The 22998-nt window shown below is 68.4% G+C and carries 18 protein-coding genes and 1 pseudogene; 10 read left to right on the top strand and 9 right to left on the bottom strand.

The window, feature by feature from the left end; genetic code table 11:
* Positions 1 to 92: 92 nt before the first annotated feature.
* Positions 93 to 1223: a DNA polymerase III subunit beta gene (gene dnaN, locus LIU39_RS18805; RefSeq protein ID WP_227047919.1), complete on the bottom strand. Its 1131-nt coding sequence runs from the start codon at positions 1221 to 1223 to the stop codon at positions 93 to 95.
* Positions 1224 to 2176: 953 nt separating this feature from the next.
* The gene (dnaA, locus tag LIU39_RS18810; RefSeq protein ID WP_227047920.1) at positions 2177 to 4075 is read right to left on the bottom strand and encodes a chromosomal replication initiator protein DnaA; all 1899 of its coding nucleotides are present in this window, start codon (positions 4073 to 4075) and stop codon (positions 2177 to 2179) included.
* A gap of 377 nt (positions 4076 to 4452) precedes the next feature.
* Between dnaA and rpmH the strand changes: the two genes are divergently transcribed.
* From rpmH to LIU39_RS18855, 9 genes and pseudogenes are all read left to right on the top strand, one after another.
* Entirely contained in the window at positions 4453 to 4590 is a 138-nt protein-coding gene (rpmH, locus tag LIU39_RS18815; protein WP_143940007.1) for a 50S ribosomal protein L34, read from the top strand.
* A 24-nt stretch (positions 4591 to 4614) separates the two neighbouring features.
* Positions 4615 to 4983, top strand: a pseudogene (gene rnpA, locus LIU39_RS18820) (ribonuclease P protein component); the annotation flags it as partial.
* Positions 4984 to 5045: 62 nt separating this feature from the next.
* Positions 5046 to 5363 carry a membrane protein insertion efficiency factor YidD gene (gene yidD, locus LIU39_RS18825; RefSeq protein WP_227047921.1) on the top strand — a complete coding sequence of 106 codons (318 nt, stop codon included), beginning with the start codon at positions 5046 to 5048 and terminating at the stop codon, positions 5361 to 5363.
* Between the two features lie 3 nt (positions 5364 to 5366).
* Positions 5367 to 6548, top strand: coding sequence for a membrane protein insertase YidC (gene yidC, locus LIU39_RS18830; RefSeq protein WP_227047922.1), 1182 nt, complete (start codon positions 5367 to 5369; stop codon positions 6546 to 6548).
* Between the two features lie 14 nt (positions 6549 to 6562).
* The gene (locus LIU39_RS18835; RefSeq protein ID WP_227047923.1) at positions 6563 to 7069 is read left to right on the top strand and encodes a Jag family protein; all 507 of its coding nucleotides are present in this window, start codon (positions 6563 to 6565) and stop codon (positions 7067 to 7069) included.
* A 138-nt stretch (positions 7070 to 7207) separates the two neighbouring features.
* Positions 7208 to 7933 (top strand): 16S rRNA (guanine(527)-N(7))-methyltransferase RsmG, encoded by a 726-nt coding sequence (gene rsmG, locus LIU39_RS18840; protein WP_227047924.1) that lies wholly within the window; start codon positions 7208 to 7210, stop codon positions 7931 to 7933.
* A 297-nt stretch (positions 7934 to 8230) separates the two neighbouring features.
* Positions 8231 to 9301: an AAA family ATPase gene (locus LIU39_RS18845; RefSeq protein WP_308409398.1), complete on the top strand. Its 1071-nt coding sequence runs from the start codon at positions 8231 to 8233 to the stop codon at positions 9299 to 9301.
* On the top strand, positions 9298 to 10395 hold the full coding sequence (locus LIU39_RS18850; protein WP_227047925.1) for a ParB/RepB/Spo0J family partition protein: 1098 nt from the start codon (positions 9298 to 9300) through the stop codon (positions 10393 to 10395). The genes LIU39_RS18845 and LIU39_RS18850 overlap by 4 nt, the downstream gene beginning before the upstream one ends.
* Before the next feature lie 306 nt (positions 10396 to 10701).
* Entirely contained in the window at positions 10702 to 11319 is a 618-nt protein-coding gene (locus LIU39_RS18855) for a GNAT family N-acetyltransferase (RefSeq protein ID WP_227047926.1), read from the top strand.
* A gap of 74 nt (positions 11320 to 11393) precedes the next feature.
* On the opposite strand, the gene trxA is transcribed toward LIU39_RS18855, so the two are convergent.
* The 7 genes from trxA to LIU39_RS18890 form a co-directional block, all read right to left on the bottom strand.
* Positions 11394 to 11720, bottom strand: coding sequence for a thioredoxin (trxA, locus tag LIU39_RS18860; RefSeq protein WP_227047927.1), 327 nt, complete (start codon positions 11718 to 11720; stop codon positions 11394 to 11396).
* A 49-nt stretch (positions 11721 to 11769) separates the two neighbouring features.
* Entirely contained in the window at positions 11770 to 12741 is a 972-nt protein-coding gene (gene trxB, locus LIU39_RS18865; RefSeq protein ID WP_227047928.1) for a thioredoxin-disulfide reductase, read from the bottom strand.
* A 114-nt stretch (positions 12742 to 12855) separates the two neighbouring features.
* Complete coding sequence (locus tag LIU39_RS18870; RefSeq protein ID WP_227047929.1) at positions 12856 to 13785, bottom strand: anti-sigma factor family protein; 930 nt, start codon at positions 13783 to 13785, stop codon at positions 12856 to 12858.
* On the bottom strand, positions 13782 to 14477 hold the full coding sequence (sigM, locus tag LIU39_RS18875; protein WP_227047930.1) for an RNA polymerase sigma factor SigM: 696 nt from the start codon (positions 14475 to 14477) through the stop codon (positions 13782 to 13784). Before sigM ends, LIU39_RS18870 begins: the two co-directional genes overlap by 4 nt.
* A gap of 192 nt (positions 14478 to 14669) precedes the next feature.
* Positions 14670 to 16364 carry a protein kinase family protein gene (locus LIU39_RS18880; protein WP_227047931.1) on the bottom strand — a complete coding sequence of 565 codons (1695 nt, stop codon included), beginning with the start codon at positions 16362 to 16364 and terminating at the stop codon, positions 14670 to 14672.
* Between the two features lie 107 nt (positions 16365 to 16471).
* Entirely contained in the window at positions 16472 to 18718 is a 2247-nt protein-coding gene (murJ, locus tag LIU39_RS18885; RefSeq protein WP_227047932.1) for a murein biosynthesis integral membrane protein MurJ, read from the bottom strand.
* 45 nt (positions 18719 to 18763) lie between these two features.
* Positions 18764 to 21118 (bottom strand): DUF6049 family protein, encoded by a 2355-nt coding sequence (locus LIU39_RS18890; RefSeq protein WP_227047933.1) that lies wholly within the window; start codon positions 21116 to 21118, stop codon positions 18764 to 18766.
* A 179-nt stretch (positions 21119 to 21297) separates the two neighbouring features.
* Here LIU39_RS18890 and LIU39_RS18895 point away from each other — a divergent pair, with 179 nt between their 5' ends.
* Complete coding sequence (locus tag LIU39_RS18895; RefSeq protein WP_227047934.1) at positions 21298 to 22779, top strand: CCA tRNA nucleotidyltransferase; 1482 nt, start codon at positions 21298 to 21300, stop codon at positions 22777 to 22779.
* The last annotated feature ends 219 nt before the right edge of the window (positions 22780 to 22998 follow it).

Raw genomic sequence — 22998 nt, forward strand, 5'->3', positions numbered from 1 at the left:
TCGCCCCAAGGGGTCCGGGCCGCCCCCGCCCGGTGCCTCGCCAGGCCGATCGCCTGACGTGGCCGTCCGGACGGGCGCCCGGCTCCGGGCCGTCAGCCCGAGAGCCGCACCGGCATGATCAGGTACTTGTACGCGTCGTCCGCCTCGGCGTCCTTGGCGGGCCGGCCGCTGAGCAGCGCGGGCTTCGTCGAGGTCGTGAAGGACAGCTGGGCCACCGGGGAGTCGATGGCCGACAGGCCCTCCAGGAGGAAGCCGGGGTTGAAGGCGATCGAGATGTCGTCGCCCTCCAGGTCCGCGTCGACGCGTTCCACAGCCTGTGCATCGTCGCTGGAGCCGGCCTCCAGGATGAGCACACCCTGCTCGAAGCTCAGCCGGACAGGAGTGTTCCGCTCGGCCACCAGCGCCACACGCTTGACCGCCTCGACGAACGGCGCGGTCTCGATCACCGCCACGGAGTTGAACTCGGTCGGGAAGAGCGTGCGGTACTTCGGGAGGTCGCCTTCCAGCAGCCGGGTGGTCGTACGGCGCCCGGCCCCCTCGAAACCGATCAGCCCCTCACCGGAGCCGGAGCCCGACAGCGCCAGGGTCACGGTGTCCCCGCTGCTCAGCGACTTGGCGGTGTCCAGCAGCGTCTTGGCCGGGACCAGCGCGACGGCCGACGCATCCGGGTTCTCCGGCTTCCACAGGAACTCGCGGACCGCGAAGCGGTAGCGGTCGGTGGAGGCCAGGGTGACGGTGTCGCCCTCGATCTCGATCCGCACACCGGTGAGCACCGGAAGGGTGTCGTCACGGCCGGCGGCGATGGCCACCTGGGCGGCGGCAGCGGCGAAGACCTCACCGGGGACGGTGCCGGTCGCGGTGGGCATCGTCGGCAGGGACGGGTACTCCTCCACAGGCAGGGTGTGGAGGGTGAAGCGGGAGGAGCCGCAGACGACGGTCACGCGTACACCGTCGGTGGAAATCTCCACCGGGCGGTTGGGGAGAGCGCGGCAGATGTCGGCGAGCAGCCGGCCGGAGACGAGGACCGTGCCCTCCTCATCGACCTCGGCGTCCACCGAGACGCGTGCCGAGACCTCGTAATCGAAGCCGGAGAGGCACAGGGTGCCGTCCTCCGTCTTCAGCAGCAGGCCCGCGAGGACGGGCACCGGCGGACGGGCCGGGAGGCTCTTGGCCGCCCAGGCCACTGCCTCCGCGAGTACATCGCGCTCCACCCGGATCTTCACCGGAAACCGCCTCCTGCTGTTGCTGGCTCTCGCCCTGCTGGCTTTCGTCGTCGGCTGAGTTGCCGGAGACCAGTCTGACGTACGCCACCGACAGTCGGTGCTGCTCGGGGTCAAGTCGGCTCGGCGGGCGGTCGGCGCTCCGGGCCCGAGTTGTGCACAGGCCCCGTTTCCGAGCAAGTTCCCCGGTAGATATCCGTGGTCGTAGTAGTAGGGCCTGTGGAAACCGTGGACAACTGCTTTTTCGCAGGTCAACACCGATTTTTTGTCCACCGGCCCTGTGGGCGGCGGTCGTGGATAACCCGGGCTTTCTGTGGACCGCCCAAAGTTCTGCACACCCGATACACAGGCGAGGGCCACTTCTCCCCAGCGCCGTCCCCAGCTTTACCCACGTTCCCCACAGCCCAACCCACCACCTTGGTGTGACCGCTTTCACTCGGCACGGTGAGGGCGGGTGTTGCGTTGCCGAACAGTGGACAGGGGTGTGGAGAAGCTGGGGACAACCCCCGCTCACCTGTGGGCAGCCGGTGGACAAGTGAAACCTGCCCCTGTGGACGGATTCTTCGTCCACAGCCTGTGGATTACGGTTGGCCACAAATCCACAGCCCTCTGACCTCGTCCGATGATCCGTCAGGACACCGGCCTGTGGATCCCACAGGGATAACTTTCCAGTCCCCAGGGTGTGGACGGAAGATTCTTGCCCAATCTGTGGAGAGAGGCCGTGACCTGCCACGGAATCGAACAGAGCCGGCGCCTTCCACAGGTTCGGGACGGCGGATGACAGCGCCAGGAAGCCCGGATCCGGCGTCCGGAGGACCGCACACCGCCGCCTCGGAGGCTCCGCGGGAGGGCGCCGCCGCCCGCAGAATCCCGTACGGCGAAGGGCGCCCCGGGAACCCGTCCCGGAGCGCCCTGGAGCACGGCAGCGGCGGCCCGCACGGCCTCCGGCCGGCGCGTCAGCCGTTCTTGATGCGGTTGGTCAGCTCGGTGACCTGGTTGTAGATGGAACGGCGCTCGGCCATCAGCGCCCGGATCTTGCGGTCGGCGTGCATCACCGTCGTGTGGTCGCGGCCGCCGAACTGCGCGCCGATCTTCGGCAGCGAGAGATCGGTCAGCTCCCGGCAGAGGTACATGGCGATCTGGCGGGCCGTCACCAGGACCCGGCTGCGTGAGGATCCGCAGAGGTCGTCGACGGTCAGCCCGAAGTAGTCCGCGGTCGCCGCCATGATCGCCGTCGCCGTGATCTCCGGTGCCGCGTCCTCGCCGCCAGGGATGAGGTCCTTGAGCACGATCTCGGTCAGCCCCAGGTCCACCGGCTGGCGGTTGAGCGAGGCGAACGCGGTGACCCGGATCAGCGCGCCCTCCAGCTCGCGGATGTTGCGCGAGATCCGCGAGGCGATGAACTCCAGCACCTCCGGCGGGGCGTTCAGCTGCTCCTGGACCGCCTTCTTGCGGAGGATCGCGATCCGGGTCTCCAGCTCGGGCGGCTGGACGTCGGTGATCAGACCCCACTCGAAGCGGTTGCGCAGCCGGTCCTCCAGGGTGACCAGCTGCTTGGGCGGCCGGTCACTGGACAGCACGATCTGCTTGTTCGCGTTGTGCAGCGTATTGAAGGTGTGGAAGAACTCCTCCTGCGTCGACTCCTTGCTCGCCAGGAACTGGATGTCGTCGACGAGCAGGATGTCCATGTCGCGGTAGCGCTTGCGGAACGCGTCCGCCTTGCCGTCGCGGATGGAGTTGATGAACTCGTTGGTGAACTCCTCCGAGCTCACGTACCGCACCCGGGTGCCCGGGTACAGGCTCCGCGCGTAGTGCCCGATCGCGTGCAGCAGGTGGGTCTTGCCGAGGCCGGACTCGCCGTAGATGAACAGCGGGTTGTACGCCTTGGCCGGAGCTTCGGCGACGGCGACCGCAGCGGCGTGCGCGAAGCGGTTCGACGCACCGATGACGAAGGTGTCGAAGAGGTACTTCGGATTCAGCCGGGCGGTCGGCTCTCCCGGGCCCGTCGCGGGCGCCGGCTGCGCGGCGAGCGGACTCGGTGCACCACTGGGCGCGGGCAGCTGGGAACCGGGCCCGGCGTGCCGGCCGTGCGAGGGCTGGTGCTCGGAGAGGTCACGGCGCGGCGGCTGTTGGTCGTACTGCCCCCGGCCGTCCGAGTGCTGCGGTCCGCCGGAGCGCTCGGGCCCCTGCGAGCGGTAGTCGTTCTGCGGCTGCTGATGCTGGGGGTGCTGCTGCTGTACGTGTGAGGGCGGCGGCGAGGCGTACGGGTCGCGCTCGGGGAAGCCGCCGAGACGCTGCTGCTGCCAGCCGTACTCCTCGCGCGGACCGGCGCCCATGGAAGAGGAGTGCTGCGGCCAGGAACCGGGCTCGTGGCGGGGCTGCTGGTGCTGCTGCTGATAGTCGGGGTACGCGGGCCGGACGTTCGGCAACTCGTCGCCCTGGCGGCCGTAGCCCTGCCGGTTGTCGTAGCCGTCGTAGGCATCGTGCTGCTGCTGCGGATGCGACTGCTGCTGTTGGTTCTGGCCCTGGTGCTGCTGCGGCTGCTGGTACTGCGGGGGTGCCTGCGGCGCCGAGGGTTCCTCGGCGGAGTCGTCGACCGTGATCGCGATCCGGATCGGGCGGCCGCACTCGTGGCTGAGGGCCTCCCCGATCAGCGGCGCCAGCCGGCCTTCGAGCACGCCCTTGGCGAATTCGTTGGGGACAGCGAGCAGTGCGGTGTCGGCGACCAGCGCCAGCGGCTGCGTCCGCTTGAGCCAGTCCTGGTCCTTGGGCTTGAGACCGTCGCCGTCCGCCCGTAGGAGGTGATCGAGTACGCGCGGCCACACTGCGGCAAGATCGGCAGGTACATCAGCCACGGGGCACGCTCTCTCAGCAGTCCCACGAATGTGTGATTCTCAGGACGGGCGGGAAGGAATCGGGGTTCGGCCACGGTAGTCAGGCCGGGCCTGGGGTTTCAAGTCGTTGTCCACAGGCTGTGCATAGTGTGTCCTGACAAGAGTCCGGTACGGGGCCCGGTACCACCGGTTTGACCGGATGGCGTAGCCGCGCGTACCGTGACCAGGTCGAGTTGTCGATGGCTGCTGCCGCCTGCCTCCGATGGGCAAAGATCACTCTCAGTGGTCATGAAGCGGTGCACTTGGGCGTTGCGAGCTACTCGTGGGCGCACGGTGACAGCCAGTCGACGCCCCACATCTGTCTCGCATGAGGCAACAAGCATTCCTGGAGCCCCCGAGTGAGCAAGCGCACCTTCCAGCCGAACAACCGTCGCCGCGCGAAGACCCACGGCTTCCGTCTGCGCATGCGGACCCGCGCCGGCCGCGCCATCCTGGCCTCCCGCCGTGGCAAGGGTCGCTCCAGCCTGTCGGCCTGAGCAGCCAGACCCTAGGTCCATGACGTGCTGCCTACCGAGCATCGGCTGAGGCGGCGCGAGGACTTTGCGACCGCGGTACGCCGGGGACGCAGGGCCGGGCGCCCGCTCCTTGTCGTTCATTTTCGTAGCGGTGCAACGGACCCGCACGCAGCGGGGGAACACGCTTCCCCCGCGCGTGCGGGTTTCGTCGTGAGCAAGGCCGTTGGGGGCGCCGTCGTCCGCAACAAGGTCAAGCGCCGACTGCGTCATCTCCTGCGCGACCGGCTGTACCGGCTGCCCGCCGGTAGCCTGGTTGTCGTACGGGCGCTGCCCGGTGCGGGTGAGTCGGGCCATGATCAGTTGGCCCGGGACCTGGACGCCGCCTTGGAGCGGCTGCTGGGTGGGGTGCCGCGCAGCTGCAATCCCACGGGGGGCAACCCTCGGATCCCCGGTCGGGAACCGGGAGGGAGCGCACAGTGAAGTACCCGCTGCTGCTGTTGATCAAGCTGTATCAGTGGACCATCAGCCCCTTGCTGGGCCCGGTCTGCAAGTACTACCCGTCGTGCTCGCACTATGGCTACACCGCCATCGACCGGCACGGCGCGGTAAAAGGGACTGCGTTGACCGCCTGGCGCATCCTGCGTTGCAACCCGTGGTCGCTCGGTGGCGTCGACCACGTTCCTCCCCGGAAGCGTCCGGTTTGGCATCAGCGGCTGAGGAGCCGCCTGGGTGGGACCGACGTCCCTGAGCCCGTCGCCCAGCCCGAGACTCAGCCCAACGCCCAAGGAGCCTGATTCGTGGACACGATCCTCAAACCTCTCTATTACGCCGTTTCCTGGATCATTGTCCAGTTCCACTCGTTCTACAGCCTCATTTTTAACGAGAACAGTGGCGCGGCGTGGGGGCTGTCCATCGTCTCGCTGGTGGTGCTGATCCGCATCTGCCTGATCCCGCTCTTCGTGAAGCAGATCAAGTCGACGCGGAACATGCAGGCGCTCCAGCCGAAGATGAAGGCCATCCAGGAGCGCTACAAGAGCGACAAGCAGCGCCAGTCCGAAGAGATGATGAAGCTCTACAAGGAGACGGGCACCAACCCGCTTTCGAGCTGTCTCCCGATTCTGGCCCAGTCGCCGTTCTTCATCTCGCTGTACCAGGTCCTCAGCCACATCGCCCAGAACAAGACCGTCGGCGTCATCGACCCGTCGCTGCTGCAGAGCGCGCAGAAGGCTCACATCTTCGGCGCCCCGCTGGCCGCGAAGTTCATGGACAGCGCCGACAAGATCCAGTCCCTGGGTGCTTCGCTGGTCGACGTCCGGGTGGTCACGGTCATCATGATCGTGCTGATGTCGGGCTCGCAGTTCTACACGCAGCGCCAGCTGATGACCAAGAACGTCGACCTGACGGTGAAGACGCCGTTCATGCAGCAGCAGAAGATGCTGATGTACGTCTTCCCCATCATGTTCGCCGTCTTCGGCATCAACTTCCCCGTCGGTGTCCTCGTCTACTGGCTGACCACCAACGTGTGGACCATGGGCCAGCAGATGTTCGTCATCCGTCGTAACCCCACTCCGGGCAGCAAGGCGTTCACCGAGCGCCAGGAGCGGCTGCGGGCCAAGGGCAAGATCGTCGAGGACCCGGCCGAGATCGAGGCGAAGCAGGCCGCCGAGGAAGCCCGGCAGAACCGCCAGCAGCCCAAGCGCCAGCCGAAGTCCAAGCGGCAGACGTCCACCACCGTCGGCGGCGCCCGTCCCGCAGGCACGCCGGGTGCGCGCACCCGTGCCGGCACGCAGTCCGCGGCCGACCAGGACGCTTCGAAGAAGCAGTCGCTGGAGAAGAAGGCTCCGCAGGACAGCAAGACCACCCAGAGCGGCAAGGGGAAGGGCGGCTCTGCGGAGAAGGGCGGCTCCTCCGGATCCCGCACCACCAAGTCCGGACAGCGCAAGGGCCAGCAGCGCCCCAAGCACCCGTCCAAGAAGTAAGAAGGAGTCCTTTCGTGACGGACACGACCCCTGCCGCCAAGGGCGCCGACACCCTGACCCGTCTGGAGCAGGAAGGGGAGATCGCCGCCGACTACCTTGAGGGCCTGCTGGACATCGCGGACCTCGATGGCGACATCGACATGGACGTCGAGGCCGACCGTGCCGCAGTGTCGATCATCAGCGACTCGACCAGCCGCGACCTGCAGAAGCTGGTGGGCCGCGACGGTGAGGTGCTGGAGGCGCTGCAGGAGCTGACCCGTCTCGCGGTGCACCGCGAGACCGGCGACCGCAGCCGTCTGATGCTCGACGTCGCCGGTTTCCGCGCGCGGAAGCGCGAGGAACTGGCCGAGCTGGGCGCGAAGGCGGCGGAAGAGGCCAAGAGCACGGGACAGCCGGTGAAGCTGGACCCGATGACGCCGTTCGAGCGCAAGGTCGTCCACGACGCCGTGGCGGCGGCGGGCTTGCGCAGCGAGTCGGAGGGCGAGGAGCCGGAGCGCCGAGTGGTTGTCCTCCCGGCCTGACCCGGCTCCACACATCCAGATGTCTTTGGCCCCGTCTGCACGCAGGCGGGGCCAAAACTTGTCAGCCTTCTGTGTTATCCCGGGGGACACATCCCCGGTTCCCGGCAGCATCAGCAGTCCAGAGGAAGGGCGGTTCCCGTGACGGAGGCAGCAGCAGAGCTCCCTCCCGCGCCGAAAGAGGCGCAGGAGGTATTCGGTGAGCGCTTTGCGGAGGCCGTGCGGTACGGCGAGCTGCTCGCCGACGCCGGTGTGACGCGGGGGCTGATCGGCCCACGTGAGGTGCCACGGCTGTGGGAGCGGCACCTGCTCAATTGCGCGGTGCTCTCCGAGGTGGTTCCCGAGGGCGTCTCGGTCTGCGACGTGGGCTCCGGCGCCGGTCTCCCCGGTATCCCGCTGGCCTTGGTGCGCCCGGACCTGAAGATCACGCTGCTGGAGCCGCTGCTGCGGCGTACGAACTTCCTGCAGGAGGTCGTCGAACTGCTCGGCCTCGATCACGTCACCGTTGTACGGGGGCGCGCTGAGGAAGTGATGGGGAAGATGCCGCAGGTCCATGTGGTGACCGCACGGGCGGTTGCCCCGCTCGATCGTCTTGCCGGCTGGGGCGTGCCGCTCCTGCGTCCCTACGGTCAGATGCTGGCGCTCAAGGGCGATGCCGCCGAGGAGGAGCTGAAGGGGGCGCGGGCCGCTCTGAGCAAGCTCGGCGTGGTGGAGACTTCGGTGGTGCACGTCGGCGAGGGGATCGTGGATCCGCTCTCGACCGTGGTGCGTGTCGAGGTGGGCGAGAGTCCTGGCGGTGTGCGGTTCGCTGCCAAGCGGGCGAAGGCGGCACGGGCAAGTCGGGTGTCGCGAGCGCGGCGCCGCTGACGCGGGAGGCGCGCAGCTCGGGATGGGCACGAGGGCGGGCCTCCAGCAGCGAGCGGGTGCAGGTGCTTGCCGCAAAGGCGACCAAATGGGCACAAGGCGGAGTGTCGCGGCTTAATCGGGCGCGACGCTGGCATCGTGTTTCACGTGAAACGTCGTTCTCTGTTGCAAGGGATCATCGGGCGTGGTCGAGCGGCTGCCGCGCCACGACACCACAAACCCACACGGGCCACCGAAGTATCCACAGAGGTGGATTCATCCACAGGAGAACGGACCTCACTGGTTCGTGGCACCGAAAGCATGGCAGGCTCTGAACATTGCGAGCCTGATGTCGAGGAGAGTGAATCCGTGCGGTCCGACGCCAACATCGCGGGACCGATGACCGATCCGGTCCCCGGTCCCCGAAGCGAGTCGCTCGGGGAGGACGTTTCACGTGAAACGCCGCCCCCGATGGACGACACCCCGATCGGTCGTGCAGCTCAGTTGGCGGTGGAGGCACTTGGCCGCGCAGGCGAGGCGCTGCCGCGGCCTGAGCAGACACGAGTCATGGTGGTCGCCAACCAGAAGGGCGGGGTTGGCAAGACCACGACCACGGTGAACCTGGCCGCTTCCTTGGCGCTGCACGGAGCCCGTGTCCTCGTCATCGATCTCGACCCCCAGGGCAATGCCTCCACCGCGCTGGGAATCGACCACCACGCCGAAGTGCCGTCCATCTATGACGTGCTGGTGGAGAGTAAGCCGCTCTCCGACGTGGTGCAGCCGGTGCCCGACGTCGAGGGCCTTTTCTGTGCGCCCGCCACCATCGACCTGGCCGGCGCCGAGATCGAGCTGGTCTCGCTGGTCGCACGTGAAAGCCGCCTGGACCGGGCGATTCAGGCGTATGAACAGCCGCTGGATTACATCCTGATCGACTGTCCGCCCTCACTCGGCCTGCTGACTGTGAACGCTATGGTCGCCGGCGCAGAGGTGCTGATCCCGATTCAGTGCGAGTACTACGCGCTGGAGGGCCTGGGCCAACTCCTGCGCAACGTCGAACTGGTGCGGGGCCACCTCAACCCCAAGCTCCACGTCTCGACGATCCTGCTCACCATGTACGACGGCCGCACGCGTCTGGCTTCCCAGGTCGCCGACGAGGTGCGCAGCCACTTCGGCAACGAGGTGCTCCGTACGAGCATCCCCCGCTCGGTGCGCATCTCAGAGGCGCCCAGCTACGGGCAGACGGTGCTCACCTACGACCCGGGATCCAGCGGCTCGCTCTCGTACCTTGAAGCGGCCAGAGAGATTGCCCTGCGCGGCGCGGGACGGACCGCGGGCCAGGGGCTGAGTGTGAACTATGAAGCGCAGCACAGCACGCCGGAGGGGACGCAATGAGCGAACGACGTAGAGGGCTCGGCCGTGGGCTCGGTGCGCTGATCCCCGCGGCACCGCAGAGCACCGAGCAAGGAGGGCCCACGGTGGGGCGGGGGACGACATCGCCGTCGGCCGTACCGGTCCTGACTCCCGAGCGGGGCGTGGCAGCGGCAAAGGTCGCCTCACTTCCGGCCGCCGCTGTTTCCCGTGAAACAGCGGCACCCGCCGCGGAAGTGGAGCCGGCTGCCGAACGGGAAGTCGCCGGCGCGCATTTCGCCGAACTACCGCTGGATTCGATCACACCGAACCCCCGGCAGCCGCGCGAGGTCTTCGACGAGGACGCGCTCGCCGAGCTGGTCACCTCCATCCAGGAGGTGGGGCTGCTACAGCCGGTGGTGGTGCGTCAGGCCGCACCGGAGCGGTACGAGCTCATCATGGGCGAGCGCCGCTGGCGTGCGTGCCGTGAGGCCGGCCTGAAGAAGATCCCGGCCATCGTGCGGGCCACGGACGACGAGAAGCTGCTGCTCGACGCACTGCTGGAGAACCTGCACCGGGCTCAGCTCAACCCGCTGGAAGAGGCGGCCGCCTACGACCAGTTGCTCAAGGACTTCAAGTGCACGCATGACGAACTGGCGGACCGTATCGGGCGTTCGCGACCGCAGGTCTCCAACACGCTGCGCCTTCTGAAGCTGTCGCCGACCGTGCAACGCCGGGTCGCGGCAGGCGTGCTCTCCGCGGGCCATGCCCGTGCGCTCCTGTCGGTCGACGATTCGGAGGAGCAGGACCTTCTTGCCCGCCGCATCGTGGCGGAGGGCCTCTCCGTCCGGGCGGTCGAGGAGATCGTCACGCTGATGGGTTCGCAGCCGGCCGGCGCGAACAAGGCCAAGGGCCCCCGCGCGGGCACCCGGGTCTCCCCCGCGCTCACCGGCCTTGCTTCCCGGCTGTCCGATCGCTTCGAGACACGCGTGAAGGTCGACCTCGGGCAGAAGAAGGGAAAGATCGTCGTCGAGTTCGCCTCGATAGAGGATCTGGAGCGGATTCTTGGCACGTTGGCTCCCGACGAGGGGCCCGTTCTGGGAACGTCACTGTCCGAGGAAAGCGACGACGAAGACTGAGCTGACCGCCGCAGGCTCGGAGGGCGGGCCGTGTTCCGGAATTCACACCGGGACACGGCCCGCCCTTTGCGTTCTCGCAGTACCCGCGCCCATAAAGGGTGGATACGATGCGACCGGTATGGCACATCCAGATGGAGACGCCTCACATCGAGGAGAGAGCCATGCGATCGGTGAGCCGCACCGGACTGCCGGCCGTGGGATTCGCCTGGCAGCCGCCGGAGGGTTCGTCGGCGGCCTGCTCGGTGAGCGGGCGGCGCTGACAGCACTCTGCAGTGCGGCAGGCGAGGGAAGTGAGGACCTGGCTTCATGGGCCGTCGGCTCGTACCGCTCACATTGGACAACCTTCCGGACGTCCCCAAGCGCTGCCGCTCCTGTGTGTTCTGGGAGCTGGATCCCGTCAGCGGCGAGGCCGCGGTAAAGGCGGGCCGGCCCGACCTGGAGAAGGAAGCCTGGATCTCGGCAGTGCTGCTGGAGTGGGGATCCTGTGGGCGGGTGGTCTATGTCGACGACGTACCTGCCGGGTTCGTGCTGTACGCCCCTCCTGCCTACGTGCCGCGTTCCACAGCATTCCCCACCAGCCCGGTGTCCGCTGATGCTGTCCAGCTGCTGACCGCGCGGCTGCTGCCCGGATTCCAGGGGCAAGGACTGGGGCGGGTGATGGTCCAGACGGTCGCCAAGGACCTCATCCAGCGTGGCTTCAAGGCCATCGAGGCGTTCGGGGACGCCCAGTGGTCCGAGCCGGCGTGTGTATTGCCGGCTGACCATCTCCTTGCGGTGGGCTTCAAGACCGTCCGGCCGCACCCGCGGTTTCCGCGGCTGCGGCTGGAACTGCGATCCACCATCTCGTGGAAGGAAGACGTGGAGTTGGCTCTCGATCGCCTGCTGGGCGCCGTCCAGAAGGAACCCGCCCTGCGGCCTTTGTGAAACGAACGGAAACAGAGAACGGGCCCACCCCTTGGAGGGGCGGGCCCGTTTCCCGTGAAACGTTACGGCGTGCCTCAGGCGAGGTAATCCGACAGGTCGCGCTCGATGGCGGCCTTCGGCTTGGCGCCGACGATGGTCTTCACGACCTCGCCGCCCTGGTAGACGTTCATGGTCGGGATCGACATGACGCCGTACTTGGCGGTGGTTCCCGGGTTCTCGTCGGTGTTCAGCTTGGCGATGACGATCTCGTCGTGCTCGGCGGCAATGGCCTCCAAGGACGGAGCGACCTGGCGGCACGGGCCGCACCAGGTGGCCCAGAAGTCCACGAGGACGGGCTTGTCGCTCTTGAGGACGACCTCTTCGAAGTTGTCGTCCGTCACGGTTACCGTGGCGCCGGCCATGGCAATCTCCTTACTGGGTGGGTGGTGAAAAAGCTGGGGAGTTGAAGGATCAGACGGCCGGGGTCTTCTCGGGCTCGGCTGCCTGGCCGTCCGCCAGCGCCGCGAGGAAGCGCTCGGCGTCGAGCGCCGCGGAGCAGCCGGTGCCGGCCGCGGTGATGGCCTGACGGTAGGTGTGGTCGACGACGTCTCCGGCGCCGAAGACGCCTTCGAGGTTCGTGCGGGTGCTGGGCGCGTCCACCTTGAGGTAGCCGTCGTCGTCCAGCTTCAGCTGGTCCTTGAACAGCTCCGTGCGCGGGTCGTGGCCGATCGCGATGAACAGGCCGGTCACCGGCAGCTCGGACGTCTCGTCGGTCTTGAGGTTGCGCAGCGTCAGCCCGGACAGCTTGTTGTCGCCGTGGATCTCGGCCACCTCGCTGTCCCACACGAACTTGATCTTCGGGTCGGCGAAGGCACGCTCCTGCATGGCCTTGCTTGCCCGGAGGGTGTCGCGACGGTGCACGATCGTGACCGACTTGGCGAAGCGCGAGAGGAAGGTGGCCTCCTCCATCGCGGTGTCGCCACCGCCGATCACGGCGATGTCCTGGTCCTTGAAGAAGAACCCGTCACAGGTGGCGCACCAGGAGACACCACGACCGGACAGCTCGTCCTCACGGGGCAGGCCGAGCTTGCGGTGCTGCGAGCCAGTGGTCACGATGACGGTCTTCGCGCGGTGCACCGTGCCTGCGGTGTCGGTGACGGTCTTGATCTCCCCGGAGAGGTCGACCGAGACGATGTCGTCGGGCACCAGCTCGGCGCCAAAGCGCTCGGCCTGTGCCCGCATGTTGTCCATCAGGTCCGGGCCCATGATGCCTTCGCGGAAGCCGGGGAAGTTCTCCACGTCGGTGGTGTTCATCAGCGCACCGCCGGCGGTGACGGCACCTTCGAAGATCAGCGGCTTCAGGGACGCGCGGGCCGTGTAGAGCGCAGCGGTGTAACCCGCGGGCCCGGAGCCGATGATGATCACGTTGCGGACGTCGCTCACGGGTGTCTTCCTTGTCTCTGCCGACTGCTTGCTGGGGCTCTGGGAACTCTCACCCCACCCAACGGATCCTACGGGTCGAGCATTCCCGCCGTGCCGCAGCGCACATGCCGCCGTTCAGTCTCGCGGGTACGAGTGGATCAGCAGGACCTTGCCGGGAGACGGCGGTGCGGCGGAGACGCAGGACGAGTCGACGACGTACGCCGTGACGCGCTTGGGGTCCGAAGGGTCAGGAAGAACGACGAGGTAGGCGTCCTTGCCTTGGTACCGGCTCTGGCGAGAGGCGATCGGAGCCTCGGGACGGCCGATGCCCCGGCTGACGCAGGAAGGAACAGTACTGGCGCTGCCGCGCATCGGGGTCTCGGGCTCGCTGCGCGTTCCGACCTCGGGAGATTTCTGCGATCCCTTGGACGCGAGCAGATCACGGACCTGCGTCCCGAGAGTCGCGGACGTCAGGCCGGGATGGCCGCCCGTGCTGCCCTCGGCCGCCGTCGTGGGCCGGTCCCGGCCGCCGTCGTGGCCGGCATTGTCCGTGGCGTTCTGGATCAGGAGCCCGCCGACGCCGAACACTGCCGCGGCCGCGGCAGTGCCCAGCAGGATCCTGGGCCAACGGCGAGCCCGGGGCGAGCGGCCACCGGCCGTGCGCCGCCCGGGGCCGGAGGAGCCTCGCGGGTGTCCTGCGGGTCGGCTCGGGCCACCGGCAAGGGAAGTCCCGGTGGCTGTTTCACGTGAAACAGTGTCCGAGCCCTCTGCCGTTTCACGTGAAACATTGGGTTTCACGGCGGGCGAGGTGGCGTCGAGCAGCGCCTCGGCCGCCAATGCCGCATCGATGCGGCCGGCGATGTCCGCCGGCATCCGCACGGGGCCGGGAAGCTCCCCGAGCAGTCCCCGGATCTCCTCCAGCGAGGCGTGGACGTCTTCACACAGTGCGCATGTGGCGAGATGTTCGCGCAGCTCGGCGGTGCGGGACGGAGAAAGAAGTCCGTCCGTGAGGTCGGAGATCTCTGCGACCTCCGGGTGCTCATCCGTGCCGGTTGTCGACGTCATGTTCGCCCACCTCCGCCCTTCACGGCACCTGTGTCTTCGGGTCCTGGTGTCGGTGGGACGGATGTCCTCGGCACCTGGTTCCTTGCCGTGTCCTTCGTTCTCCCGTCGCCGTCATCGGTGCGGAGATGACGGACCAAGGGGAGGAGCCGGGCGCGGCCTCGTGCGCAGCGGCTTTTCACCGTGCCGGTGGGTACCTCAAGGATTTCCGCCGCCTCGGCAACGGGATATCCCTGCATGTCGACGAGGACGAGAGCGGCCCGCTGCTCCTCGGGGAGCGTGCGCAGAGCACCGAGCAGTTCGCGGTGCAGATCCTGCCGCTCCACCGGAAGAGCGGCCGATTCCTCCGGCTCCAGGAGCTGGTCCAGGTGCTCGGTCTCGGCGATGGGAGAAGTGCGTCGGGACGCGGCCTTGCGGGCGCGGTCCAGGCAGGCATTCACGGTGATCCGGTGCAGCCAGGTCGTCACGGCGGACTGGCCGCGGAAGGTGTGGGCCGCGCGGTACGCGGAGACCAGGGCGTCCTGGACGGCGTCGGCCGCTTCTTCACGATCGCTCAGGGTCCGGATCGCCACTGCCCAGAGACGGTCGCGGTGCCGTCGGACGATCTCCCCGAAGGCATCGGGGTCGCCTTTCACGTGCAGGGCAAGGAGGTCGGCGTCGGTTGGTGGCGAAGCCTCATCGCTCTCGGTGGACACTGGCCCCCCGGCCGTAGCTGCGTGATCTCGGTCCATTGAATCCTGCGGCACAGGGAATGTAAATGAGAGCGGTCGGCGGCTCTCTGCCGCAAGTCGACGCGTATCCGGGGGCGGAGTGGTATTGACGCGATACCTGGCGCGAAATGGTGCCTGTGTCGGCCGAGGCGGATCGCAGCGCGCCAGGTAAGGACGTCAGCCGATGACCTTGATGTCCGTGACCTTTCCGCGGTAGTCGCCACCGGTGTCCTGCGGGATCTTTGTCAGCCAGACCAGGACGTACCGCGTCTCCAGAGGCTTCGAAGGCTTGAGGTTCACCTTGCTGCCGGAGCCCTCCGCGACCTTGGTGAAGGCGTCGAAGCTGGTCGGCATCTCGGTGGCGTCCTTGGACGCCGCCAGCAGCTGGACGGAGGTGTCGCCGATGAAGGTGACGTCGGTGCTGCCGATGCGCTGCTTCTTGCCCAGGTCGAGGATGAGCCCGACGCCGGGCTTGAGGCGCCCGAAGTTGGGCCAGTTCCGGTACGACGACGTGGGCCAGTACGAGTTCGGGTCGGAGTCGTACGCCTTGCCGGTCTCGTCGGGGTTCTCGCTTTGGTCTCCGAAGGGGTCGAAATCCTTCGCGGTGACGATGCTCAGGGGCTTGCCCGTCAGCTTGTCCTTGCTCTTCTGGGACGGCTGGGAGTGGGGCTGCGGCTCCTGCTTTTCGCCCTTCAGCAGGGTATCCGCCAGCTGCCAGCTGCCGAGCCCCAGAGCGGCGATCAGCAGGGCGGAGACACCCCACTTCAGTACCTTGCCGGTACGGCTCTGCAGCGGCGGCGGGGGGCTGGGGACGGGCTGCGTGGCCCGGTTCGGCTGGCCGTTGCGCGCCGCGGGCTGGCCGTAGCTGCCCTGCTGGTACTGGGTCCGCTGATACGGCGGCGGGGTGGTGAAGGAGGTCTCCGGGGGCCGGATGCGCGGCAGGGCGGCGACCGCCTTGGCCAGCTCGTCCGGGGTGGTGCACGGCTGTTCCTGGCGCGATGCGGTGGCACCGTCATTGACCACTGCGCGCATGGCGAGCTCGGACAGCCCGCGGTGGACGCCGGCCCGTACCTGGTCGGGGGCGATCAGCCCGACACCCTTCGGCAGCCCGGACAGGCCGTACGCGTCGTTCTCGTAGGGCCAGCGCTGGGTCAGCGCGGCGTAGAGCAGCGCGCCGATGGCTTCGGTGTCGGTGCGCTGCGGCTCGTCGCACGTGATGCCGCGCAGCGCGGCCATGATGGCGAGGCCGCGGATGCGGTACTGCCCGGACTCCGTGCGCAGCACCGAGCCGGGATTGATCCGCAGGTGGGCCAGGCCCTCGCGGTGCGCGGCGGCCATGGCTTGGGAGACCTGGCTGACGAGCTGGTAGGCGTCATGCGGTTCCAGTGGCCCGGCGGCGAGTACGGCGGACAGTTCGGTCGCGTCCGGCAGCCACTCGTGGACCACGTAGACGAGGTCGTTTTCCTCGACCGCGTCGAGGACCTGCACGAAGCGGGGATCTCCGAGGAGCGCGGCGGAGCGGGCTGCGGAGAGTACGGGGCGGGCCCGCGGGTGGTCGGCGGGCAGGATGTGCACGCCCACGGCCCGGCGCAGCTTTTCGTCGACCGCGCGCCAGCTGCTGAACCCCTCCAGACGGGTGACGCACTCCTCAAGGCGGTAGCGTCTGGCGAGCTTGTGGCCGCTGTGCAGCTCGGGCGGCTCTGTTTCGGCCGCTGCTGCCGTTGCGTCATCGGTGCCCGCGGCATCCTTCTCCGCGTCGGACACCTTGTCGGCCTTCGCACCGTCGTCCGTGGCCTTACCCGCCTTGGCGGTCAGCGGTTCCTCACCGCTTGTGTCGGCCACGTCGACGGCAGCCGTGCTCCGTTCCGCCACCGTCGTTCCTGCCTCCCCATCCGTTGCAGGCTCAATGAGCCAAGACAATTGTGCCCACAGTCCGCCACTATGCACGACACGCGGTGGCGGTCGATGGTTGTGCGTCCTCAGCGCCCCAGCTTGGCGCGGACCATGCCGACCAGTGCGGTGAGCTCTTCGATCCGCATTTTCCGTGCGGCCACGTAGAAGACCCCCAGAAGAGCGACGCAGCCGACGATCAGCGCGGCCAGCGAGCCGAGAACGTTGCTGCCGAGTCCTTGCATGATGCCGTACACCGCCGCACCGGCGACGAGGGTGGCCGGAATGCTCGCACCCGCCAGCCGTGCGTACGTCCGCACGATGCGGGCGCTGTCCAGGTCGCCGCCCATCCGCTTGCCCAGACGGCGCCAGGCCACGCCGACGCCGATCATGTAGGCGAGGCCGTAGGAGGCCGCCATGCCGATCACTGCCCAGCGCGCGGGGAGGATCAGGAAGCAGGCTGCCGAGGCGACCGCGTTGACGGCGGCGACGATCACCGTGTTGTAGAACGGCGTCCGGGTGTCCTCGTACGCGTAGAAGGCGCGCAGTACGACGTACTGCACCGAGAACGGGATCAGGCCCACGCCGAAGGCCATCAGCATGTAGCCCATCGGTACCCCGGCGCCGGACGAGCCGTAGACCAGGGTGCACAGCGGGATGCCGAGGGCGAGGAAGCCGAAGGAGATCGGGACGATGGCGACGGCGGAGGTGCGAAGGCCCTGGGAGATGTCGTCCCGGACGGCTCCGGTGTCTCCGTCATGGGCCGAGCGGGACAGGCGGGGCAGCAGCGCCGCCATCACGGAGACGGTGATGATGGCCTGCGGCATGTTCCAGATCAGCTGGGCGCTGGCGTAGGAGATGAAGCCGGTGCCGGGGTGGCCCTGCCGGTCGGCGGTGTTGCCGGCCCAGGTGGAGAGCTGGGTCACGACGAGTACGCCGGCCTGGTTGGCGAGGACGAACAGCACCGTCCACTTCGCGAGCTTGGCGGCCTTGCCCAGCCCGTGGCCGCGCCAGTCGAAGCGCAGCCGGAACCTGAAGTCGGCGTCCCGCAGGTACGGGATCATCGCCAGCGCCTGGACGACGAGACCGAGCAGCGTGCCGATGCCCAGCAGCCGGATGCCGTCCGTGGGGATGGTGGTGACGCCGATGTCGGAGGTCTCGGCGGTGCCGTACACCCAGATGAACAGCCCGAAGGTGGCGATCATGACGATGTTGTTCAGGACCGGGGTCCACATCATCGCGCCGAACCGGCCGCGGGCGTTGAGGATCTGTCCCATCACGACGTGCAGACCCATGAAGAAGATCGTGGGAATGCAGTAGCGGGTGAAGGCGACGGCGACTTCGTTGGCCGCTGGGTCGCGGGAGATGTCGAACGACACCAGTTTCACGAGGAGTGGCGCCGCGAAGACGGCCACGACCGTGAGGATGCCGAGGACCACGATCACCAGCGTGAGCAGCCTGTTGGCGTATGCCTCGCCGCCGTCGTCGTCCTCCTTCATCGCGCGCACCAGCTGCGGGACGAACACCGAGTTCAGTCCGCCGCCGATGGTCAGAATGAAGATCATCGTCGGGAGCTGGTAGGCCACCTGCCAGGAGTCGCCGAGTACGGCGCCACCGAGCGCGGCGACGATCAGCGCCGACCGGATGAAGCCGGTCAGCCGGGAGACCATCGTGCCGGCCGCCATCACCGCGCTGGACTTGAGCAGGCTGGAGGCACGGCCCCCGGACGGCTTTCCGGCGGCCGCCACCGGACCGGCTTCCTGCGCCGGCTGCTCCGGTACGGACTCCGGGCCCGGAGCTCCTCCGGCCTCTACGGGCCCCGGCTCGGGCACGACGGGACGGCGCTGTGGCTCGTACGACTGCTGCTGATCGCGGAAGAGGTGCGCGAAGGCGTCAGGCTCGGGACGTTCGTCGGCGGCCTGGGTGACCAGATCGTCGACGCCTACGAACTGCGTCGGCCCAGCGGCGTCACCGTACGGAAGATTGCGGCCCGGTCCCTGCGGCTCGGGCGCCGGCGGCGCGGCCCACAATTGCGGGTCGGGCGTGTGCTGCCCCGCGGGCGGCTGCTGGTAGAGCTGGTGCTCGGGCGCCGGTCCTGGCGGGGGCGGGGGGTGCGAGGCACGGTCGTAGAGCGCTTCGGTGACCGGGTCCTGGACCGCCGGATCGTGCGCACGGTGCGGGTCGTGGCGATACGCGTCCTGGACGTACGGGTCCTGCGCGTAGGGGTCCTGCGCGTAAGGACCCGGGGCCCCGGGTCCTTGCGGCGCCGGTGGGACCGGCCCCGCGGGTTCGCCATTGGCGCCCCGGCCGCGGTCACCGTCATACGGCGCGTTCATCGCTGCCCACCTCATCCGTCGCCGGCCATCCGGCCCCGCCATATATCAACGGTCCACTTTCTCACCTGAGCCGGACGGGCCCGTGTTTTCCGAACCGGTGTCCGGCGTGGGGTCACTCGGCTGCTCGGCCCCATCGCTGCCTGCATCGCCGCTGTTGTCGTCCTTGCCGCCGGGGCCGTCCGTACCGTCCTCGTCATCGGGCCCGTCAGCGGATTCGGGGCCGTCCTCGCCGTCGGGACCGTCCTCGGCCCGACGGGTGGCCGCCCGCTTGCGCTGGAGGTAGATCCGCACGCCGGCCAGGACGAGCAGCAGTACTCCGCCTGCGATGACGAGCATGACCGTGGCGGTGATCTCGGTGACGTTCACGACGAACGTCATCGCGTTACCGTACGGCGTCCCGTCCGCGGTGTAGAGCTGGGCCTTCACCCGCACCGGGCCGTTGGCGTTCGCCGTGGTGTCGAACTTGAACGACTGGCTGTGCCCGCCGTCGACCTTGATCCGCTGCGGTTTGCCCGCGTCCAGCCGGTTGGGCTGCGAGGACGTCAGCTCCAGCGTCATGCCCTCGACGCCCTGGAGCAGGTTGTTCTGCACCGTCACCGGAATCGTGGCGCTGCGGCCGGAGAGCGTGGCCTCCGACTTCTGGATCAGGTGGACCTTCTTGGTCAGACTGGCGAGATAGCTCCGGACCGAGGTACGGAACGTGCCGGCGCCGGTCCTGTTGCCGCGCCATTGCGTCGACATCTCGCGCATTATGGCGTTCCCGAACGGGGTCACCACGCGCTCCGGCTGGTCCAGGATCACCCGGAAGGCGTCCAGCGCGGACTGGGTGTCCTGGATCTGCTGGAACGCCGCGGTGGGCAGCTCCTGGCGGCGCAGAGCGGATGGGTAGGAAGCACTGCTCGGAATGTGGCGGGTGGCCGCGGAATCGGGCTCCGCCTTGGCGGCTCCGCTGAGGTTCAGCGGCCGGCTCCAGCGGCTGGAGTCCAGATTCCGCAGGGCGGACGCCATGGCCTGGGCCTGGCCGACGGACGGCATACGCTGCGGTGCGACGACGATGCTGCGCTGCCGGCCCGGGTCCTGGAGGCTGATCATCTGGGTCTGGGCGAGGAAGTTCTGGACCGCGCGGGTGGCGTTGCCGGCCCGCGACAGGTCGCCTTCGAAGGCCCGGGACAGCTGCTCGTCCGCGACGATCGCGGTGTTGCCGCCGCCGATGGGCCGCGCGGCCGTCGGCGTGTACAGCAGCCCGCCGGTCTCCCGAAGGCTGTCGCTCCGGGTGATGACGTTGTGCGCACCCGCGGAAGTGGCGACGTCGACGATCGAGGAGTCGATCGCCCCGTCGACGGGCCAGGCGAAGTCCGTGCGCGGCTTCACTCCGAGGATGGTGTCCACGGTCTTGGAGGCCAGCTCGGTGGCCGGGCCGAGGTGGCCGAGGGAGCTGGGAACGCTTTTGCCGTGGTGGGCCAGCGACGCCAGGTCCGGGTCGGCGAACGGCAGCGCGACGACCTCGTGGGTCTTCACCGCGTCCTCAAGCTGGTTCAGCCACTGCTTGGCGACCGCCTGGTTCTTGCCCGCGGGGCCGTCCGGGCCCTGCACCTTGTACGTCTTGGTCATCGCGTCGACCGTGGCGAGCAGGTCGGGATCGATGACGAAGGTGACGGGGAGGTTCTTGCCGAGCGCGACCATCTGCTGCAGACGCCCGCCGGGGGCGATCTCCGCCGCGAGGTCGTCATCGCGGAAGACCGGCGTCTGCTCGGCGTCGGCGTCGGTCTCGGCGGTGAGGTGGGTGGTGGAGATCAGCGGCCACATATAGGTGAGCTGAGTCTTCTTGTCGGCGTCCTTCTCCTGCCAGGGCAGGAAGGTCCGCTCGATGCCGAGGACCTGTTCGAGGGGCGCGGACCGCGTCTTCCCCGAGAGCGAGATGCCGAGCTGGTAGACGCCGTCCTCGCCGAGGTCGAGATCCTTGACCGGCACGCTGAGGGAGAAGGAGCGGCTGATGCCCGGCTCCAGCTCGGCGACCTTCGCGGTGTGCCCTTCGGCCTCTTCGCCGTCCGCGCCGGGGGAGAAGCCGGTGCGGTGCGAGGCGGTGTCGATGGCGCTGCGTCCGTTGAGCGAGGGGCCGCGGCGCATGGCGACGTGCGCGTCAGTGACCGCGGAGCTGCCCTTGTTGGTGAGCGTCCCGGAGACGGTGACCGTATCGCCCTTGTCAGGGGCGGAGGGAGACAGGGAATCGATGCTGACGTCCACCGTGCGCGACCCGGTGGGGATTGCGTGTGCTGCGGGGGCGTGCGGAATCTGCAGCAGCCCCACGAGAAGGGGCACTCCGGTGAACAGCGCCACGGTGCGTCGTAGCCATCGACCACGCGGCCGTTCAGTCCACTGGAACCTTGCCGCATCGGCCACGCGCTCGCCCGTCCCTCGTCGTCGTCAGTGGTCGTCGGAATGTGCGTCCACGAATGGTAACGAGGCTCGCTGTGGCGTGGTGCCGCGGAGTGCGCCACATGATCGATAAGACCGGCGGGGATGCGCCGGCGTGGGCAACGTGACGCCTGGTACGGCACGGGCACGTACCCTGTCCTGTTGTGCCGAACGCCAACAATGACATCCCCGCCCCGCAGCCCGAGCGGACTCCGCAGTCGACGAACGCGCTGAGCCATGTACAGCGACGTGCCGTGAGCGAACTGCTGCGGGTGTCCCCCGTGGCGGACGACCTGGCCCGCCGCTTCCAGGAGGCCGGGTTCACGCTTGCCCTGGTCGGCGGCTCGGTGCGGGACGCGCTCCTGGGCCGGCTCGGCAACGATCTTGACTTCACCACCGACGCGCGGCCCGAGGACGTCCTGAAGATCGTCCGGCCGTGGGCCGACGCGGTCTGGGAGGTCGGCATCGCTTTCGGCACCGTCGGCTGCAAGAAGAGCTCGTTCGACATCGAGGTCACGACCTACCGTTCCGAGGCGTACGACCGGACCTCGCGCAAGCCCGAGGTGTCCTACGGCGATTCCATCGAGGAAGATCTGGTCCGCCGGGACTTCACGGTGAACGCCATGGCCGTGTTCCTCCCGCAGAAGGAGTTCATCGACCCGCACGACGGCCTGGAGGACCTGGCCGCCCGGGTGCTGCGGACGCCAGGGACGCCGGAGGAGTCGTTCTCCGACGATCCGCTGCGGATGATGCGCGCGGCCCGCTTCGCCGCGCAGCTGGACTTCGACGTCGCGCCCGAGGTCGTCGCCGCGATGACGGCGATGTCGGACCGCATCGAGATCGTGTCGGCGGAGCGCGTACGGGACGAGCTGAACAAGCTCATCCTGGCGCCGCACCCGCGCAAGGGACTGAAGCTGCTCGTCGACTCGGGCATCGCCGACAAGGTCGTGCCGGAGCTTCCCGCGCTGCGGCTGGAACGTGACGAGCATCACCGCCACAAGGACGTCTACGAGCACTCGCTGACGGTCCTGGAGCAGGCGATCGACCTCGAAGAGGACGGGCCGGACCTGGTCCTGCGGCTGGCGGCGCTGCTGCACGACATCGGCAAGCCGAGGACGCGCCGGTTCGAGAGCGACGGCCGGGTCTCCTTCCACCACCACGAGGTGGTGGGAGCGAAGATGACCAAGAAGCGGATGACCGCGCTGAAGTACTCGAACGACATGGTCAAGGACGTCTCCCGGCTGGTGGAGCTGCATCTGCGCTTCCACGGCTACGGCACGGGCGAATGGACCGACTCGGCCGTCCGGCGGTACGTCCGGGATGCCGGTCCGCAGCTGGAGCGGCTGCACAAGCTGACCCGCTCGGACTGCACCACGCGCAACAAGCGCAAGGCCAGCGCGCTTTCCCGGGCCTACGACGGCCTGGAGGACCGCATCGCGCGCCTCCAGGAGCAGGAGGAGCTGGATGCGATCCGGCCGGACCTGGACGGCAACGAGATCATGCAGATTCTCGGCATCGCCCCGGGGCCGGAAGTCGGCAAGGCGTACAAGCAGATGCTGGAGATCCGGCTGGAGCACGGGCCGATGGAGCGCGAGGAGGCCGTCGCCGCGCTCAAGGAGTGGTGGGCCACGCAGAGCCAGGGCTGACGACGGGGGCGGTGTTTCACGTGAAACACCGTCGGTCCGGTTCGCTGGTTTCACGTGAAACGGGTCAGGATCCTGCCCTGTTTCACGTGAAACGGCGCGCGCGTTCTCGCTGAGGGCAGGGAGTCCGTCCGTACGGTGACTGATCGTAGGGCTGCTGTCCGTATGGATTCTGGCCTTGCGGCGGTGTGGTCATGAGTGTCCCCCGATGCTGATCCGTGC

Origin of the sequence: Streptomyces pinistramenti (assembly GCF_020564935.1) — a bacterium.
GTDB lineage: Bacteria > Actinomycetota > Actinomycetes > Streptomycetales > Streptomycetaceae > Streptomyces > Streptomyces pinistramenti.

Bases quoted from the DNA above. Each gene is read 5' to 3' on its own strand.
- LIU39_RS18845 (WP_308409398.1), top strand. From the start codon at position 8,231: ATGGCAGGCTCTGAACATTGCGAGCCTGATGTCGAGGAGAGTGAATCC.
- LIU39_RS18850 (WP_227047925.1), top strand. From the start codon at position 9,298: ATGAGCGAACGACGTAGAGGGCTCGGCCGTGGGCTCGGTGCGCTGATC.
- LIU39_RS18855 (WP_227047926.1), top strand. From the start codon at position 10,702: ATGGGCCGTCGGCTCGTACCGCTCACATTGGACAACCTTCCGGACGTC.
- trxA (WP_227047927.1), bottom strand. From the start codon at position 11,720: ATGGCCGGCGCCACGGTAACCGTGACGGACGACAACTTCGAAGAGGTC.
- LIU39_RS18870 (WP_227047929.1), bottom strand. From the start codon at position 13,785: ATGACGTCGACAACCGGCACGGATGAGCACCCGGAGGTCGCAGAGATC.
- murJ (WP_227047932.1), bottom strand. From the start codon at position 18,718: ATGAACGCGCCGTATGACGGTGACCGCGGCCGGGGCGCCAATGGCGAA.